We start from the raw sequence: 16,633 nt of genomic DNA, 5'->3' as shown, positions 1-16,633 counted from the left end.
GGAATGAAATCAGAAAAAGAAAAAATGATAAATGGTGAAATGTATAACCCAGGAGATCCAGAATTAGTAAAAGGCCGCGAAAATGCAAGGAGATTAATGAGGGTTTTTAATCAAACAATAGAAACTGAATATAGTAAGCGTACTGAAATTTTAAAAGAGTTATTTGGTTCAACTGGTAATAGCATTTACATGGAACCAAACATCAGCATTGATTACGGATATAACATGCATGTTGGCGAAAATTTTTATGCGAATTTCAATTGCGTTTTTTTAGATGCGTGTGAAATTCGAATCGGGAAAAACTGCTTCATTGCACCAGGTGTACATATTTATACGGCAACACATCCGTTAAATGCAGAAGAAAGAATTTCAGGGAAGGAATACGGAAAGCCAGTGACAATTGGGGACAATGTTTGGATTGGCGGTAGTTCTGTCATTAACCCTGGGGTGACAATTGGGAATAATGTTGTAGTTGCTTCCGGTTCAGTTGTAACAAAAAATGTACCAGATAATGTTGTTGTAGGTGGAAATCCAGCTAGAATAATTAAGGAAATTGAGAATTAAATGGGGAAGAAAAAGAGTGCGAGATCTTTTGATTTTGCACCCTTTTTAGTTGAATAAATAATCAAAAAGGATCTTCAGATTGAGCCCTTCCTAAGTAAATGATCCCTCAATCGTAACTATGCCAAGCGAAACCCTTCCTCAAGCATATATTCTTCAGCTTCATCATATGATCCAAATGCAGCTTCAAGATTTAAGCCTGCATATACATTCCACCAGTCATCTTCTAGTAAGAGTAGAAGTGTCTGCCCTTCTTCATTCACCCAGCGTTCCTCTTGACCTTCGCCGATGATTGCAGTTTCAAGCACGACTTCTGACCTGGGGGAGAGTGAATGAATGGACTCTTTCACAATTTTACGAAGCTCTTCAGCGTTGAAATCACGAATATTGATAAATCCTTTATCATCCACATCATATTTGGATAAGTTCCCAGCAAACACAAAGCCATTTCCATTTGGATGCAAATGCTGAACAACTACTTTTTTCTCAAAAATACTCTCTTCATAATGGAAATTTACTCGTCCTAGTGAAACATTCTTCCGTACTAACTCTGGAAAGGACTCAATAATGGTAAGCTTTTCTTCAAATGTTAGCATATAAAAATTCCTCGTTTCTCTTAACTAATTTTAGATCAATTTATTTCATTATTCCTCAATAATTTCCTTTACTCGTCCAACCTGCCCATCCATAAGCCGAACTTTGATCCCATGGGGATGTGAACTTGATTTTGTTAAAATATCTTTAACAATTCCATTCGTGAGTTTTCCGGATTTTTGATCCTGCTTTAATACAATATTAACCCTGGCACCCGGAACGATATTTGAGCGATTTTGCCCATTCATATAGTAACACCTTCTTTTTAAAATCTCGATATTAGTATAGTGTATATCAATAAAATAAAAAAATATAGCAAATAATGGGTGAAAAATAGGCATATATAAACTATTGTAAAATTCACCATATTCATTTAAAGTCTTAACATAAGAAAAAAAGTGGAGGAAAATGCCTATGACACAAGATGGCAGTATCACAAGTTTATTTCGGAATAAATTTATCCAGGCAATATTAGCTTCTGGATTATTTTTGCAGCTTGGAATCTGGATTCGAAATTTTTCAGTATTATTATTTGTGATGGAAGAAACAGATGGGGATCCATTTGCCGTATCACTGATTTCTGTTGCGGAATTTGCCCCAATTTTTATTTTTTCAATAATTGGAGGGACTTTTGCGGACCGTTGGCGACCGAAGCGGACGATGGTTTGGTGTGATATCTTAAGTGCAATCTCTGTATTTGTTGTACTTGCGCTTCTTGTGTTTGCCACATGGAAAGCTGTATTCTTTGCGATGCTGATTTCAGCGATTCTATCTCAATTTTCTCAGCCATCAGGAATGAAATTGTTTAAAATTCATATACCAGCTGCACAAATGCAAATGGGAATGTCCTTGTACCAAACAATGTTTGCGATCTTTATGATTTTAGGACCTGTTATTGGCACCTTCTTTTTCCAACAATTTGGGATTCATATATCAATCGCTATTACTGGAGTTATGTTTTTGCTCTCTGCTGCAGCGTTGACCTTCCTTCCTAAGGATCGGATTGAAACGAAGGAAGTAGAATCGACAGTCAAGGAGGAATTAATCCAAGGCTTTAAATATGTTCGAAATAGTCGTTTCCTTACTATCCTTGGAGGGAACTTCCTAATGGCGGGTCTTGGAATTGGGCTTATTCAACCACTAGGAATATTTATCGTGACCGAACAATTACATTTAGAAAAGGAATTCTTACAATGGTTTCTAGCGATAAATGGGATTGCGATGATTCTTGGCGGGGGAGTTGCTTTAGCTTTATCAAAGAAAATTTCGCCAATCCTTCTTTTGGCAATCGGTATGGTAGTCGATGCAATTACAATGTCAATAATGGGATTCTCAACGATTTTATGGCTAACGCTAGTTGCTCAATTCTTTAGTGGCTTTATGATGCCAGCGATTCAAATTAGTATTAATACGATGATTCTTCAAAATTCAGAGGAATCGTTTGTAGGTAGGGTAAATGGTATTATGACACCACTCTTCATGGGAGGGATGGTCATCATGATGAGTATTGCGGGGGTATTAAAGTCAAAGGTAGGTCTTTCCATCTCTTATCAAGTTTCAGCGGCATTGTTCATAATTGGAGTTATCATTATTCTTCCACTAATTTTCAGTCCAGAGAAGAAAGGGAAGGGTGGAGTGAAATTAGAAGTGAATTAAAAGAAAACTCGCCAATCGGCGAGTTTTCTTTATATACATTAAGGAAATTGTATAGGCTCCATTGAGGAGTCAATTGCTTTGAATTCATAGTTTTGTTCACTCAAGTAATCTAGTAATTTAGGTAATTGTGCAAGTGTCTCTGGTTTTTCATGAAGTAAGATGACGATTGGTTCGTTACCATTTTTTACTTTATTAAACTGTTCGATTACACTATCAACATATCTGGAATCTTTGAAATACCAATCTCTGCTGTCGATGTTCCAATCCCACATTTTATACCCTGCATTGACAACAGCTTTTTTGTAAGCAGGTGTCATATGTGGTGAGCTTCCATATGGAGTACGAATTAAGTCAGAATCTACACCAGTAAGGTTATGAATGGTTTGCAATGTTTGACTCATTTCGCCAATTACGGAATTTGTAGATTTATAGAATTTATTTTTATCATGTGTTACACCGTGTGAACCAACACCATGACCTTGTTGTACCATCTTTTTTACTGCATCTGGATACATCTTCATATTTCCATCGAGCATAAAAAAAGTTGCTTTCGCATTGTATTCTTCTAATAATGCAAGAATGTCACCTGAAACCTTATGTGGACCATCGTCAAAGGTAAGATATACTGTCTTTGAAGTTGTTACTGGTGGTTCTGTTGCATTTGTTGGGGGTTTTTTATCTATAACTTTATCAGTTCCTGTATTTTTTTCGCTATTTTTAGAATTCTCTTTTTCAGTGTTCTTCTCATCTGTTTCTTTGTTAGAATTTGCTTTCTTTTTATCTAGCTTTTCTTGTTCTAAGCTGTCATTATTTTCTTTGGTTGCTTTGTCTTTTGCCTTGTTTTTATCAATTTGGTCTTTTAGGTCTTCTTTCAAATTATGCTCTGCCGATTGTTCGGATTTAGGTGGTGCTGCATTTGCTTCTGCCTGAAATTTAGACTGTAAAATTAAATAAGAACTTAAACCTACTAAAATAATAAAGCTGAATAACCCGACCAATTTGATAAAATGTAATTTCCTTTTCCTTCTTCTTCTTCTGTTCATTCTCCCTGACATCACGCATTCCCTCTTTGTTGGATATTCTTCACTATATAAGACGTTTTATGTTGCGGAAATGTTTCAATGATATTACGAAAATTTTACAATATTAATCTATGAAGTTCATGTTCTATAAGGCACATACTTTGACTGTTTTATTTTAGGAAAAATTGTATAATCGAAGTAAGTGTTTATAAGGAGGGATTAAATATTGAAAATGAGAGTTTCGGCAGTGAAATATCATCTTCAAACAATTCATTCATTTGATGAGTTTGCTTCGCAATGTATTCATTATATCAAAATGGCAAAGGAATTTGGGACAGAATTCGTCATTTTTCCTAAATTTTTTACAACCCATTTACTATCGATTGGCAAAAATAGTTGATTGTGAGGGAGATTCATGAAATCCAATCGCAAACTGATTAGAATGTATAAGGTTTTGTCTATGGCATTTTCGATATTCATTCAGGTATATTGGTACAAATTGACGAAAAAGCCAGAGCATGAATGGGAGAAGCTTTGGGAAAAGGTAGGTAAAACCTTCCGTACAACCTTATTTGACCTAGAAGGATTGTTGATCAAAATAGGCCAATTATTGAGTATTCGTGGGGATTTACTTCCAAATGCATTTATTCGTCAAATTCAAGACTTAGTTGATAAAGTACCTCCTTCGCCTTGGGAGGACATTAAAGAAATTTTGGAAAAGGAGTGGAACGGATCGATTGAGCAAAGGGTGCGTTCAATAAATACGCAATCAATTGCATCAGCTTCAATCGGGGAAGTTTTTCAAGGAGTATTAAATGATGGTACTTTGGTTGCGATTAAGGTTCAGAGACCTAATATACGTTCAATTGTGCAAACAGATTTTCACTCATTAGCAATCATTATTTGGTTTGCTCATTATTTTGCACCTGTACCAAAGGGCTTCATTAACTTTAAGGTGTTATTTCAGGAATTGAAACAAGTCATTGAACGAGAACTTGATTTTGAAAAAGAAATGGAGGCAGCCTTATATTTTCAGGAGCACTTTAAAGAGTTGAATGGTCTGAAAATCCCATCTTTCTATCCAGACCTATGTACATCAAGGGTACTGGTTATGGAATGGATTGATGGAATAAAAGTAACTGAACTTGAAAAGCTGGGTGAACATCAGATTAATCGTAAAGAAATGGCACAAAGGCTCTTATTGATGTTTTTACCTCAATGGCTAGAAGCTGGGCTATTTCATGCTGACCCTCATGCAGGGAATATCCTCATTAGACAAGATGGTACAATCGTGTTACTTGACTTTGGAATGGTAGGAGAAATTTCAAAGAAGGATGCTGATACTTTTCAGAGGTTAGTTGAAGGTGTATTGGTAAAAAATTATCCAGCTGTCATCGAGTGTCTATCTGATTTAGGTTTCTTGTTACCGAATGCTGATGACAAAATGATTGAAAAATTATTGGCAGAATGGTTATCCTTTGATCTTACTAAGTTAGAGAATGTGGATCTTTTTGCATTAAAAAGAGAAATGAATGATGTTGTTCGAGCACTACCGATCCAAGTTCCTACTCGATTTGTCTTTTTAGGAAGATCTTTTGTAACGATAGAGGGAATGGTACATACAATTGCTCCAGATGAAGATCAAATGGATGTTTGGAAACCAACCTTTATCGAGTGGATTAAACAACAAGGAGGTAACAAATGGGACCTCATATGGAAATGGATCAACTCGCAACCGCTTTTCAAAGTCTTTCATTCGATTGGGGAAATTCTACAAACCCCACAAAAGCTTGAAGAGATGAAGGAAACTGAACAACGAAGACAATTTCAATTTACAATTTATGAGAACCAAAAGAAGTATGCATTCCAGCTATCCCTGTTGAGTGCTGTTGGAATAATGGTCGGAATCCATTTAGGGGATTCACTCATCTGGAAAATATCCTCTGGTGCACTGGGACTCTCATTAATCGGTTATTTCTTAGGGAGCTATAAGCAAAGGAAATGGCTGAAATACATGCAGAATCGTCGATAAAATGAAATGACTATTTGATGCCTTACGAATTTACTTGAACAAGCTTTTTGAGTTTGGTAGGAATTATGGCTTTTTTATGGAGATTCCACTTTGAGTTGGAAAACTGTGATTTATATCACATACCTTACATGTGATGTATCCTTACAATAGATATATATCTAAAAAAGTTTGGTGATACATGATGATAGGTCAAATTTTGGAGGGCTTTAGTTTTCATGCCCAGTGGAATGGCGGAATTATCTTTTTTTCTTTAATCCTTATTGTTCTATATTTATTTCTTTTACCGACATCAAAGAGTCATACTACATTTAAATCAATCGCTTTTATAAGCAGTATGATCCTAATTTTATTAACCATGGGAAGTCCACTAAATCTATTAGGGAGAATGCTTTTTCGAGCCCATATCATTCAAATGATCTTGCTTTTACTTGTAGTTGCCCCATTAATAGTCATGGGCTTAAAAACTGATTTACTTGAAAAGCTGCTTAATAAAGGCGTTGCTAGAAAAATATATTCCGTTCTTACACATCCTGTTTTTACAATTGTTCTGTTCCATGCCTTGTTCATGGGATATCATATTCCGGTTGTATTTGATTGGATAAGAACAGGTTATTTTACAAATTACTTCTTTTTAATTGGTTTAGTAGTAGCTGCGATGTTAGTATGGTGGCCATTAATATCACCGATTCAGAAATATGACCGATTAAATATAAAGAAAAAATTCATTTATATTTTTGTAAACGTACTATTATTTATTCCTGTTACGTTATTCTTACTACTAGCTGATAAAGAGCTATACACTGTGTATAGTGATACAAGCTTAATGCTTTCAGCTTTAGAGTTATGTTTGCCGCCTGGAACAGAAATACCAGCCAACTTCCTTGAAACTTTATTACCGTACCCTCCGTTTGCTGAACAGAAAAATGGGGCGATTCTATTGGGAATATCCCAGGCAGTTCTATTCGGAATTGGAGCGTTATTGATTTATTTAAAAGAACGAAGAGCTAAAAAAGCTGTCTGATAGAATTCAGTACAGCTTTTTGCATTTTTGGGGATATTAGTTAAGTTTTCCAATATAGGTCAATTGATCAACCTCGATTGAATCGACAACTCCGTCCATAATTTTACGAATGTCATTTAGTGTATCTTGAAGCTGAATGGATTCTCCTTTTTTACCGGTAAAAGCTTCTGCTACGTAAAATGGTTGTGTTAAATAAGCTTCAAGGCGTTCGCCGCGTTTGTATGTTTGGATTTCAGAGCTTGGGAGTTTCTCAACGCCATGAATACTGACTAATGAACGTAATTCGCGATAACGCCGTAATAATTTTTTTGCACGTTGCTGAATAGTTAGATGTGTTTGATCTAGATGAGCACCTTCTAGTACAGAAGATGTTGAATAGATGGGATTAACGGCTGGAAAGTGATGTCTAGCTGATAGGTCTGCGTCAAATTGCCATAAGGTTTCAAGTGGTCCGAATGGTAAATCCTCATCTACCACATCACCTTTCAAATCAACAAGGAAAGTCGTGACAGAGTCAATTCCAATATTTTGTAATCGTTCCTGAAGATCCTGAATTTCTCCTGAAATAACATGTGATCGATCAGCAGCAAAAGCAATTTCTTTATCTTTGCCGAGTTTTGCAAGTTTTTCATAAGCTTCTTCAATTGTATGTGAGACAAATTGAATTTCATCCATAATGTCATTAACTTCCGGATGCTCTCCCTCAGGTTTTAGCAAAACTGTAACATAACCACTCGCTTTAAGTCTGTGAAGCATTTCAGCAAGTAAGACTAATTGACCCATTCCAGGACGAGCTACTAGACCAATTGTTCCACCTTTTGCTAATGGTGCAAATAAATCAAGAGTTTTTATTCCTGTTTCAATCATTTCGATTTTCTCCCCTCTAATGATTAATTCATCCAAACTGCATTCAGCCAGATCGGCAAGTGCAACAAGTGTACGAACTTCGGAACGACCTACTGGTATTTTTCCTGTGCACAAATTAGAAACTGTAGCAGGTCGTAAGCCAACTGAGCGTGCAGCTGAAGTTAAATTAGGTACTCTTCTACGCAATAAAGCAACATTTAATCGGATATTTTCCAATATTTTCACCTCCTGTTACTTCTAAGAGTAAATTATATTCCGTTAAAAGGCAAGTGGATTTTACTTTATAAAGTAAAATAAATTTCGCTATTTGAATTATGTACAGAACTTTTAAAATGTTTCCTCAAATTTTAGAGGAAATAGTCTACCTTTGTCGTATTCTAAACATAACTATAAAATAGGAGAAGATGCGATGATCATTGAAAAACTCCTTTTACACGTCTTAATTACGCTCATGCCAATTTTTGTTTATAGATTATTATTTGAAGATAAAGCAAGTAATAACTTTCCATTAATTGCGGGAATAAGTGGAGGGATAACAGCATTCCTTTGTATGATCTTTCCTTACTATAGTCTAGGTCTTACATGGGACCTTCGTTATGTACCCCTTTTACTAGCAATTTTCTATGGGGGACCGTTAGCTGGTGGATTTGTCCTGGTTATTATTCTAATAACACGGACAATAATAGGTGGGGAGTTTTTATATTTACCATATATCATTACTTCATTATCTGCAGTTCTTCCAATGTTATTTTATAAGCAATTTTGGAAATATAAGCCTAAAAATAGAATCATTGTGGCTGTATTAATTGGATTGTGGCCGCCATTTGTAATTTTTTCAGTGATGTCATTCCATATTTTTTCTTATAAGCACATGTATGATTTAACAGAAGTGTTGTTTGTCATAAGTATTATTTGTATTGTCAATGTTTTTGGGATTTTTTTATCCACTATTTTAATTGAGGGAATGATTGAAAGATTGATGATGAAAAAGGAGATTCAGCGTGCAGAGAAGTTAAATACACTTGGTGAATTAGCTGCATCGATCGCTCATGAAGTTCGTAACCCTTTAACAGTCGTAAAAGGATTTCTCCAATTGATGCAAAAAGAAGAGATGAAAAAACAAGAATCATACTTTCCGCTAGTGTTAAGTGAATTAGGTCGGGCTGAATCTATTATTAATGACTATTTAAATTTTGCAAAGCCCCAATTCGAGAAGGTAGAAGAATTAAAATTACGAGAAGTGATCTATAATGTGATCCAACTACTCGATCCCTTGGCAGCAAAGGAAGGGGTAAGGCTAACTCATCATTTGAATGATGAATCGGTTGTAAAAACTGATCGAAATCAATTAAAGCAGGCGCTTGTAAATATTATTAAAAATGGAATTGAGGCAACAAGTACAGGCGGTTCTGTAACCATTGAGTTATCGTCAGATGATGATTCTGCATACATCGCTATTACAGATACAGGTAAGGGGATGGATGCAGATCAACTTGACAGAATTGGAACATTATTTTATACAACAAAAGATAAGGGGACCGGTGTAGGGACAACGGTTTCGACAAGAATTATCCATGCAATGAACGGGACAATTTCTTATAAGAGTGAATTAGAAATTGGTACTACAGTATCAATTGATATTCCAGTCTTAAAAATACAAAACAGAGCTAGCTCGAAGTAAAAAACTTTGGGCTAGTTTTTTTGAATTGGTATGAGAAAACATAGGCGGGGATTTTCCGGCTGATGTGTATATTAGAAGATATAAGCGGAGATTTTCCTGCTATTGTGTAAGGTAGGGTCTTAAGTTGCAGATTTAAGCGGAGATTTTCCGCTTATCAGCTCTAAAAAGGACAAAACCTTATGAGTTTTGTAATATAGGCGGAATATCTTCCTTTATTTTAAGAGAAATATGAGTATTTTCAAACTTAAGCGGAATTTTTTCCTTTATTTTTGTAAACGCAGTTATAACAATGTCAAAAAGAAAGACAGGAGGCAAAGTTTTATCTTATGAGGTACGAATAACCAGCACAGTGAGAGAAAATTTGAATGCATTTAACAATCTAGGTTAGGAGCAAAAGATCATCATTGTTTTATTACTAATTCTAGGTCTAGTACCCTATAAGCCTCAAGTCCTATCTAAAAATATATCCGTGGCTCATTATGACATTCTTTCAATCAGGATAAGATTAGTACATAGAAAGGAGGAAATAAACATATGAAAAAGTTCGGTTTATTTATTGTAGGAGGTATCGCAGCACTTGTGCTTTTATCACAGGTTGGTCCAATGGTTGGGTTGATCATTAGTTTGGCGATTCTATACTTTGCTTATAAACAATTCACAAAATCAGATTCAACCGGAGGCAAGATACTTTGGGGAATCGTTGGTTTAATTGCTTTATCAGCGTCAATATCGAATGTCCCAGCAATTCTTGGAATCGTTGCAGCATACATTCTTTACGTAGTCTATAAAAAGTGGAATAGAGAAAAAACAACAGTTGTAACTGAATCATCAGACCCTTTTACTAACTTTGAAAAGCAATGGGCTGAATTGAACAAGTAATTAGGCAAGAACAATTTTAACATAAAATTAATTTTGAGGAGACTGATACAAATGGGTAATTTATTCACACGTTTAAAAAACACGATCGCAGCAGATTTTCATGAAATACTTGATAATAAGGAGCAAAAAAATCCAATTGCTTTATTAAATCAATACTTACGTCAATGTGAGGTAGAGGTAGAAAAGGTTCGCAAGTTAGTTGAGCGTCAATATTCATTAAAGGATCAATTTACAAGAGAATATCGTGAGGCGCGTACACTCGCGGATAAACGCAAGCATCAAGCAGAAATAGCAAAAGAAGCTGGTGAAAATGAATTATATGAATTTGCACTTCAAGAACAAATTTCATATGAAGAGCGTGCAGTACGATTACAAGAAGCATTACGAAATGCAAGTCAGCATTTAGTTGAGCTTGAGAAGAAATATGAAGAAATGAAGCATAAATTAAAAGATATGCATATCAAACGAATGGAGTTAATGGGTCGTGAAAATATTGCACGTGCTAATCATCGAATGAACCAAGTGCTAGAATCAAACTCTTACTCAAATAAAGCATACACTAGCTTTGAGGATATGGAGTCATATCTTGATCGCTTAGAACACCAAGTGAACTCTTCTTATCATCGTAATACAATCGATGCGCGAATCGCACAATTAGAAAAAGATATGAAAAATGAAGAAACTCATTCTATTTCATAAGGAAAACATGGTATTCTATAAGAAATGCGAAAGGCGTCATTCTGTTGGCGACTGGAGCTAGGCATTAAAAAAGGCGTGGTTCTCTGCGCCTTTTTTAGGCTAATGAGCATAATGGAAGGGAGGCAAGCACCTTGTTGAATAAATCGAAATCTGACATTATTAATTTTCTCCTTTTAACAGGAATCATATTACTTATCATTGAAATCTCGTTTTTCAATAGTGGCCTAATTTTCTCTTTCATTATATCGATTGGGTGTATATATTTTGGTCGTAAGCGTATGCCTCGTAATTCAGGGAAAATCCTCTTCTGGTTTGGATGGATAAGTCTTGCAATCACCGTATTAAATATGATGACAATTAAATTTTTGCTTCTTGCAATTCTTATTTATCTATTAATTCAATTCTTTCAATCAAAGAAAAATCCAGCTTATATTAAGCCAACTATAATGGAACCGATTGTTACACCAAGTAAGGAGCCTATAGTCAAACGAACACCACTATTTCATAATCTACTATCAGGTCGTCAGAAGGCGCCGGAATATGTCTATGAATGGAATGATGTGAACATTCAATGTGGAATAGGCGATTCAATTATTGATTTAAGTTATGCCGTTCTACCGAAGGGCGAGTCTATTATATTAATTCGTAATGTTATTGGGAATGTTCAAGTATTTGTTCCATATGAAGTAGAAGTAAATGTGAGTCATTCTGTAATTGTTGGAGCAACTACGATTTTTGAAAATCATGATCCAAAAACATATAATCAGAATTTACATTATCAAACAGAGCTTTATGATACAGCTGAACAAAAGATAAAGATTATCACCTCAATGGTTGTCGGAGATTTAGAGGTGAAACGCGTATGAGTACAGTTCAAAGACAAGTTGTTGTAAGCCTATGCTTTTCCTTGTTAATTTTTGCGCTTTCAATGGTTATTGCCTTTGTTGCTTTTCCGTTACCAAATTGGTCAGCACTTTGGAAAACTAAAATTATGGATTTACCTTTTATCATTATCTCACCAACTATTAGTTTGATAATTGGTCTTGTCTTTGGAATCGTATCTGGCTTAAGTATGAGAAAACAGTTGAATTCAATATCAGATACACTTTTTCAAATTGAACAAGGGAGAAGTATAGAGGAACCCCTTGAAAACCAATCAACTGAGTTTGAAATGATTTGGGATCGACTAAAAAGAGTTCAAAAACATATCGCAGACCAGGTGAAATCCTCCCAAAAGCTTGCAAATGAAAAAGCAATTGATCAAGAAAAACGAATTCAAGAAATCGTCTCGGAAGAAAGAAATCGCTTGGCAAGGGAGCTTCATGATTCGGTAAGTCAACAGTTGTTTGCTGCATCGATGATGATGTCAGCTATTAACGAAACAAGACCAATTACAGATGATTATGGTACAAAGCAACTAAAAATGGTTGAAGAAATGATCCACCAATCCCAGCTTGAAATGCGGGCATTATTGCTTCATTTGCGACCTGTTGCCTTAAAAGGAAAATCATTACAAGAAGGAATAAAGGAGCTTTTACTAGAATTAACTCAAAAGGTACCAGTTGAAATTGAATCAAAAATTGAAACGTTTCATATTGAAAAAGGGGTAGAGGACCATCTATTTCGTATTTTACAAGAGTCTGTCTCAAATACGCTTCGCCACTCTAAAGCAAATCATTTGGAAGTCTTATTAATTGAACGGGATGAATTTATAATCCTTCGAATTGTCGATGATGGAATTGGCTTTAATGTGGATGAGACAAAGGCAGGCTCTTATGGATTACATAATATGCAAGAGCGGGCCATAGAAATTGGTGGGACGATGAGAATTATCAGTATGAAAAATAAAGGAACTAGAATAGAAGTTAAGATTCCAATGATGAAGTGAGAGGGTGAAGATAATGATAAAGGTTTTATTTGTGGATGATCATGAAATGGTAAGAATCGGTGTTTCTTCCTACTTATCTGCACAACCCGATATAGAAGTAATCGCTGAGGCCGATGATGGGAAAAAAGGCGTAGAGCTTGCTTTGGAATTAAGACCAGATATTATTTTAATGGACTTAGTCATGAAAGAAATGGATGGAATCGAAGCAACAAGACAAATTATTGAGAAATGGCCAGAAGCAAAGATTATCATTGTAACAAGCTTCTTAGATGATGAAAAAGTGTATCCAGCCCTTGAAGCGGGTGCAACAAGCTATATGTTAAAAACATCGAAGGCAAGTGAAATTGCAAATGCCGTACGGAAAACGTTTCACGGCCAGTCAGTGTTAGAGCCAGAAGTAACAGGAAAAATGATGGTTCGCATGCGCCAGAAGGAAACACAACTACCACATGAAGAATTAACAAATCGTGAAATGGAAATATTACTTTTAGTGGCTGAAGGGAAAACAAATCAAGAAATTGCCGATGAATTATTTATTGCATTAAAAACAGTTAAGGTTCATGTCAGTAATATTTTAAGTAAACTAGAGGTACAGGATCGTACACAAGCTGTTATTTATGCTTTCAAACATTCTTTAGTAAAATAGTGTTTATTCATTTAATAGGTAGTATGGAGAAGGACACAGTGGATGCTGTGTTTTTTGTTTTTTACGATGGTTTTTCAAAGTTTTCGCATAACGTGCATAATTTCTTATTAACATTCATAAATCCAGTTTATCATGCAAATATCAAAAGTTTCATGCATAATTGACAATTTTCCTGCATATATCTGGATTATCATGCAAATCTAGTAAATACCGTGTATATCTCAAAAAATATCATAAAGTAGCCACTTTACCGTATTACTGATACATCTAGGTAATAGTACCTAATAAACTAATATTCTTATTTTTACAAATTTCTACGAATTTTTATACCTAAATAACTATTCAGTTAAAACAAATAATAAGATATAATAGAAAAAAGTCGATTTATGACGAAAAATAAACGTGACTTTAGTACCCTTTTTGAAAATAAAGAAGGATTTTAAAAGAAAATAGAGAATAATAACTAAAATTGGAGAAAAAGAGATGCATAGAATGGGAATGAGTTCATCACTAATTACTGAAGAGAAGAGTACACTTAAATGGTTTTTGACTTTGTTTTACAGTATTTTTATTGTGTATGATGTATATAATTACTTTATTTATCAAAAATTTATATTGCAAAAGCAAGTTGTATTACCGAGTAAATTTGAGTATATAGTATATTTTGTCATGTTTTGCTTAATACCTATTGCTATTTACATAAGCAAACAAGAAAAACAACATTTAGTTAAATACATAGTCGTAATAACATACATTTTCTTAACATTTTGTGATGATATAATTTACTTTTTTAATAACTCAGCAGAATACCAAAGTGGAAACGTTGTAGAAATGTTTGTAATTTTATTTTCACCAATATTTGTAAACAAGACGTTTTTTAAGGTAGTTACATTTGGAATTACTGGGAAGTATTTGGTGATTGGAATTATTCTTCAAACAACAAGTGCTCTTTTCCCTGTACTACTAACAGTACTGCTTTCAATAATTAGTTTAATTTTTCTAAATAGATTTCAATCTTATGTATCAGCAGTGAAATTATCCTATGATAAACAACTAGAGGGAATGGTGAAGGGTGTAATAGCTACCTTAGAGTTAAAGGATAATTATACCCGCGGGCATAGTGAGAGGGTTGCTAATTATGCCTTATCATTAGCGAAGGAAATAAAAAGATTCTCACAAGATGAGTTAAAGTCTTTTAATTATGCTTGCTTGCTACACGATATTGGAAAAGTGAATATACCCGATCATATTTTGATGAAACCATCAAAATTAACAAATGAAGAGTTTGACGTAATCAAAACACATCCAGTAGTTGGTGCAGAGGCTGTTAAAAATGTAGAAGGATTAAAAGATAATATTTGTGTCATTCGTTCTCATCACGAACGATGGGATGGAAAGGGATACCCGGATCAGTTAGCTGGTGAAAATATACCTTTACAGGCAAGAATAGCTGCGATAGCAGATGCTTTTGATGCAATGACATCCTCAAGATCTTATCGTAATGCTTTACCGATAGAAGAAGCATATTCTCGTATTATAGAAGGACAAGGCACACAATTTGATCCTGAATTGGTAAAATTATTTAAGAAGGTTTATCCGACCTGGATTGATATACACAGGAAGTATGGTTCATGTAATTAATCAATTTTATTTAATTTCTTGTAAAGGAGGGGAGAATATGAAAATCCGCAAATTAAAGAAAGTTAAAACTACTTGCTGGTGGTGTCACTTTTTTCCACAAAAGCCATAATCAAACTAGGATGCTAGCTTTAAAAAGCAATAGCATCCTTTTTACTTTTATTAAAATAATTTATTAAAGGTGAATGTATGAAAATAACATTAGAAACAACACTACATTTGCATGATATACAGATTCGAAAAGATAATAAAAACTATATTGTCGAAGATACAAAGACTCAAGAATTTTATGAGATGCCTATGGTATGTATTGATGCAATTGAATTGATTAATGAAGGATGTTCCGTTGGGGAAATAGAACAAAAGTTAATTGAAAAATATCCCAATGAGGATATTGATGTAATTGACTTTGTTGATCAACTGTTAGATATAGACTTAATAAAGGCTATTAATGGTGAAGAATTGAAGCAAAAAGGAAGAAATCCTAGCAAATTAGGATTCGAATGGATTTCTCCTACTATAGGGAAAGTGTTTTTTAATAAGTATACCAATTATTTATACGGGGCATTATTTGTCATTAGTATATCTATTTTTATTATCAATCCTTCTTTATTTCCATATTATCGGGATTTATTCATTTTCGATATTATGTCTCTAAATATTCTAATCTATGGAATTCTTTCATTAGTATTGGTTCTAGTTCACGAATTAGGACATATTCTAGCGATACGGTCTTTTAATTTGCCAACTAAATTAGAAATTGGTCATCGTTTATTTTTAGTTGTTTTTGAGACAGACATGACGTTAGCTTGGAAATTACCTCAAAAAAAGCGTAATATACTTTACTTAGCAGGAATTTGTTTCGATAGTGTTATTCTTTTTATAGCGCTACTTACAAAGTTAATTATTCCGTTACCTTCAGAAATAATTTCGGGAATCATTGGATTAATCATTTTTGATATAGTTGTAAGGACCATCTATCAATGCTGTATTTATATGAAAACAGATTTTTATTTTTTATTTCAAAATTTGACTGGTTGTTACAATTTAATGGAAAATGGGAACCAGTTCCTGAAAAATTTGTTTTCTAAAAATAATGTAAAAAGTATTGACTTGTTTAAAGGTGAACATAGTGTCGTTCGTTTTTTTAGTATCTTTTATGTAATTGGTGTTGGAATAACATTATGTTTATTTTCCATATTTTATATACCTCAATTAATTTATATGGGTGTTAAAGTGTTACCTGGATTAACTAGAACCATGGATAGTCCACTTTTTTGGGATGCAATTATATATAGTTTCCAAATGTTTCTATTAATAGGCCTATTTGTTTTCTCAATAGGGAAGACAAGACGTAGAAAAATGTCGAAATTTGAAAATTAGTATTCGATATATAGGTCTTTAGGTGTATAATAGGGTAAAAGGTACTATTTTTAGAAGCAGTGAGGA

The 16,633-nt window shown here is 34.2% G+C and carries 15 protein-coding genes and 2 pseudogenes; 13 read left to right on the top strand and 4 right to left on the bottom strand.

Annotated features, from left to right (window positions below):
- The first annotated feature begins 3 nt into the window (after positions 1-3).
- Positions 4-564 (top strand): sugar O-acetyltransferase, encoded by a 561-nt coding sequence (locus tag MJG50_RS03000; protein ID WP_240252546.1) that lies wholly within the window; start codon positions 4-6, stop codon positions 562-564.
- A 116-nt stretch (positions 565-680) separates the two neighbouring features.
- On the opposite strand, the gene MJG50_RS02995 is transcribed toward MJG50_RS03000, so the two are convergent.
- Together MJG50_RS02995 and MJG50_RS02990 are read right to left on the bottom strand one after the other, a co-directional pair.
- A complete protein-coding gene (locus tag MJG50_RS02995) occupies positions 681-1,157 on the bottom strand; it encodes a hypothetical protein (protein ID WP_240252545.1) in 477 nt (158 codons plus the stop codon).
- Positions 1,158-1,205: 48 nt separating this feature from the next.
- Positions 1,206-1,403: a YwbE family protein gene (locus MJG50_RS02990; RefSeq protein ID WP_240252543.1), complete on the bottom strand. Its 198-nt coding sequence runs from the start codon at positions 1,401-1,403 to the stop codon at positions 1,206-1,208.
- A gap of 157 nt (positions 1,404-1,560) precedes the next feature.
- Here MJG50_RS02990 and MJG50_RS02985 point away from each other — a divergent pair.
- Positions 1,561-2,811: pseudogene (locus MJG50_RS02985) on the top strand (MFS transporter); the annotation flags it as partial.
- Between the two features lie 38 nt (positions 2,812-2,849).
- On the opposite strand, the gene MJG50_RS02980 reads toward MJG50_RS02985, so the two are convergent.
- On the bottom strand, positions 2,850-3,866 hold the full coding sequence (locus MJG50_RS02980) for a polysaccharide deacetylase family protein (RefSeq protein WP_240252539.1): 1,017 nt from the start codon (positions 3,864-3,866) through the stop codon (positions 2,850-2,852).
- A 193-nt stretch (positions 3,867-4,059) separates the two neighbouring features.
- Between MJG50_RS02980 and MJG50_RS02975 the strand changes: the two are divergent.
- The 3 genes and pseudogenes from MJG50_RS02975 to MJG50_RS02965 form a co-directional block, all read left to right on the top strand.
- A pseudogene (locus MJG50_RS02975) lies at positions 4,060-4,221 on the top strand (carbon-nitrogen hydrolase family protein); the annotation flags it as partial.
- Positions 4,222-4,248: 27 nt separating this feature from the next.
- Positions 4,249-5,865: an ABC1 kinase family protein gene (locus MJG50_RS02970; protein ID WP_240252537.1), complete on the top strand. Its 1,617-nt coding sequence runs from the start codon at positions 4,249-4,251 to the stop codon at positions 5,863-5,865.
- A 181-nt stretch (positions 5,866-6,046) separates the two neighbouring features.
- Complete coding sequence (locus MJG50_RS02965; RefSeq protein WP_240252536.1) at positions 6,047-6,886, top strand: cytochrome c oxidase assembly protein; 840 nt, start codon at positions 6,047-6,049, stop codon at positions 6,884-6,886.
- Between the two features lie 36 nt (positions 6,887-6,922).
- On the opposite strand, the gene MJG50_RS02960 is transcribed toward MJG50_RS02965, so the two are convergent.
- Positions 6,923-7,969, bottom strand: coding sequence for an ATP synthase beta subunit C-terminal domain-containing protein (locus MJG50_RS02960; RefSeq protein ID WP_240252535.1), 1,047 nt, complete (start codon positions 7,967-7,969; stop codon positions 6,923-6,925).
- A 193-nt stretch (positions 7,970-8,162) separates the two neighbouring features.
- Between MJG50_RS02960 and MJG50_RS02955 the strand changes: the two genes are divergently transcribed.
- From MJG50_RS02955 to MJG50_RS02920, 8 genes are all read left to right on the top strand, one after another.
- A complete protein-coding gene (locus tag MJG50_RS02955; RefSeq protein ID WP_240252534.1) occupies positions 8,163-9,434 on the top strand; it encodes an ATP-binding protein in 1,272 nt (423 codons plus the stop codon).
- Between the two features lie 534 nt (positions 9,435-9,968).
- Positions 9,969-10,313 carry a lmo0954 family membrane protein gene (locus MJG50_RS02950; RefSeq protein ID WP_240252533.1) on the top strand — a complete coding sequence of 115 codons (345 nt, stop codon included), beginning with the start codon at positions 9,969-9,971 and terminating at the stop codon, positions 10,311-10,313.
- A gap of 51 nt (positions 10,314-10,364) precedes the next feature.
- Entirely contained in the window at positions 10,365-11,012 is a 648-nt protein-coding gene (locus tag MJG50_RS02945) for a PspA/IM30 family protein (protein WP_240252532.1), read from the top strand.
- A gap of 134 nt (positions 11,013-11,146) precedes the next feature.
- Entirely contained in the window at positions 11,147-11,878 is a 732-nt protein-coding gene (gene liaF / locus MJG50_RS02940) for a cell wall-active antibiotics response protein LiaF (RefSeq protein ID WP_345893191.1), read from the top strand.
- The gene (locus tag MJG50_RS02935; protein WP_240252526.1) at positions 11,875-12,900 is read left to right on the top strand and encodes a sensor histidine kinase; all 1,026 of its coding nucleotides are present in this window, start codon (positions 11,875-11,877) and stop codon (positions 12,898-12,900) included. Before liaF ends, MJG50_RS02935 begins: the two co-directional genes overlap by 4 nt.
- Before the next feature lie 13 nt (positions 12,901-12,913).
- Positions 12,914-13,546 carry a response regulator gene (locus MJG50_RS02930; RefSeq protein WP_240252523.1) on the top strand — a complete coding sequence of 211 codons (633 nt, stop codon included), beginning with the start codon at positions 12,914-12,916 and terminating at the stop codon, positions 13,544-13,546.
- A 483-nt stretch (positions 13,547-14,029) separates the two neighbouring features.
- Complete coding sequence (locus tag MJG50_RS02925) at positions 14,030-15,187, top strand: HD-GYP domain-containing protein (protein WP_240252522.1); 1,158 nt, start codon at positions 14,030-14,032, stop codon at positions 15,185-15,187.
- Positions 15,188-15,373: 186 nt separating this feature from the next.
- A complete protein-coding gene (locus MJG50_RS02920) occupies positions 15,374-16,567 on the top strand; it encodes a PqqD family protein (protein ID WP_240252519.1) in 1,194 nt (397 codons plus the stop codon).
- Positions 16,568-16,633 lie beyond the last annotated feature (66 nt).

It is taken from the genome of Fredinandcohnia quinoae (genome assembly GCF_022427965.1).
In the GTDB taxonomy this organism is placed as follows: domain Bacteria; phylum Bacillota; class Bacilli; order Bacillales; family Bacillaceae_L; genus Ferdinandcohnia; species Ferdinandcohnia quinoae.
The sequence above is the reverse complement of the archived record's forward strand: the minus strand, read 5'-3'. Positions and strand labels throughout refer to the sequence as shown.

Excerpts from the sequence above, each read along its gene's own strand:
- MJG50_RS02970 (WP_240252537.1), top strand. The coding sequence starts at position 4,249 with ATGAAATCCAATCGCAAACTGATTAGAATGTATAAGGTTTTGTCTATG.
- MJG50_RS03000 (WP_240252546.1), top strand. The coding sequence starts at position 4 with ATGAAATCAGAAAAAGAAAAAATGATAAATGGTGAAATGTATAACCCA.
- MJG50_RS02965 (WP_240252536.1), top strand. The coding sequence starts at position 6,047 with ATGATAGGTCAAATTTTGGAGGGCTTTAGTTTTCATGCCCAGTGGAAT.
- MJG50_RS02945 (WP_240252532.1), top strand. The coding sequence starts at position 10,365 with ATGGGTAATTTATTCACACGTTTAAAAAACACGATCGCAGCAGATTTT.
- MJG50_RS02995 (WP_240252545.1), bottom strand. The coding sequence starts at position 1,157 with ATGCTAACATTTGAAGAAAAGCTTACCATTATTGAGTCCTTTCCAGAG.
- MJG50_RS02920 (WP_240252519.1), top strand. The coding sequence starts at position 15,374 with ATGAAAATAACATTAGAAACAACACTACATTTGCATGATATACAGATT.
- MJG50_RS02935 (WP_240252526.1), top strand. The coding sequence starts at position 11,875 with ATGAGTACAGTTCAAAGACAAGTTGTTGTAAGCCTATGCTTTTCCTTG.
- MJG50_RS02990 (WP_240252543.1), bottom strand. The coding sequence starts at position 1,403 with ATGAATGGGCAAAATCGCTCAAATATCGTTCCGGGTGCCAGGGTTAAT.
- MJG50_RS02930 (WP_240252523.1), top strand. The coding sequence starts at position 12,914 with ATGATAAAGGTTTTATTTGTGGATGATCATGAAATGGTAAGAATCGGT.
- MJG50_RS02925 (WP_240252522.1), top strand. The coding sequence starts at position 14,030 with ATGCATAGAATGGGAATGAGTTCATCACTAATTACTGAAGAGAAGAGT.
- MJG50_RS02950 (WP_240252533.1), top strand. The coding sequence starts at position 9,969 with ATGAAAAAGTTCGGTTTATTTATTGTAGGAGGTATCGCAGCACTTGTG.
- MJG50_RS02980 (WP_240252539.1), bottom strand. The coding sequence starts at position 3,866 with ATGTCAGGGAGAATGAACAGAAGAAGAAGAAGGAAAAGGAAATTACAT.
- MJG50_RS02955 (WP_240252534.1), top strand. The coding sequence starts at position 8,163 with ATGATCATTGAAAAACTCCTTTTACACGTCTTAATTACGCTCATGCCA.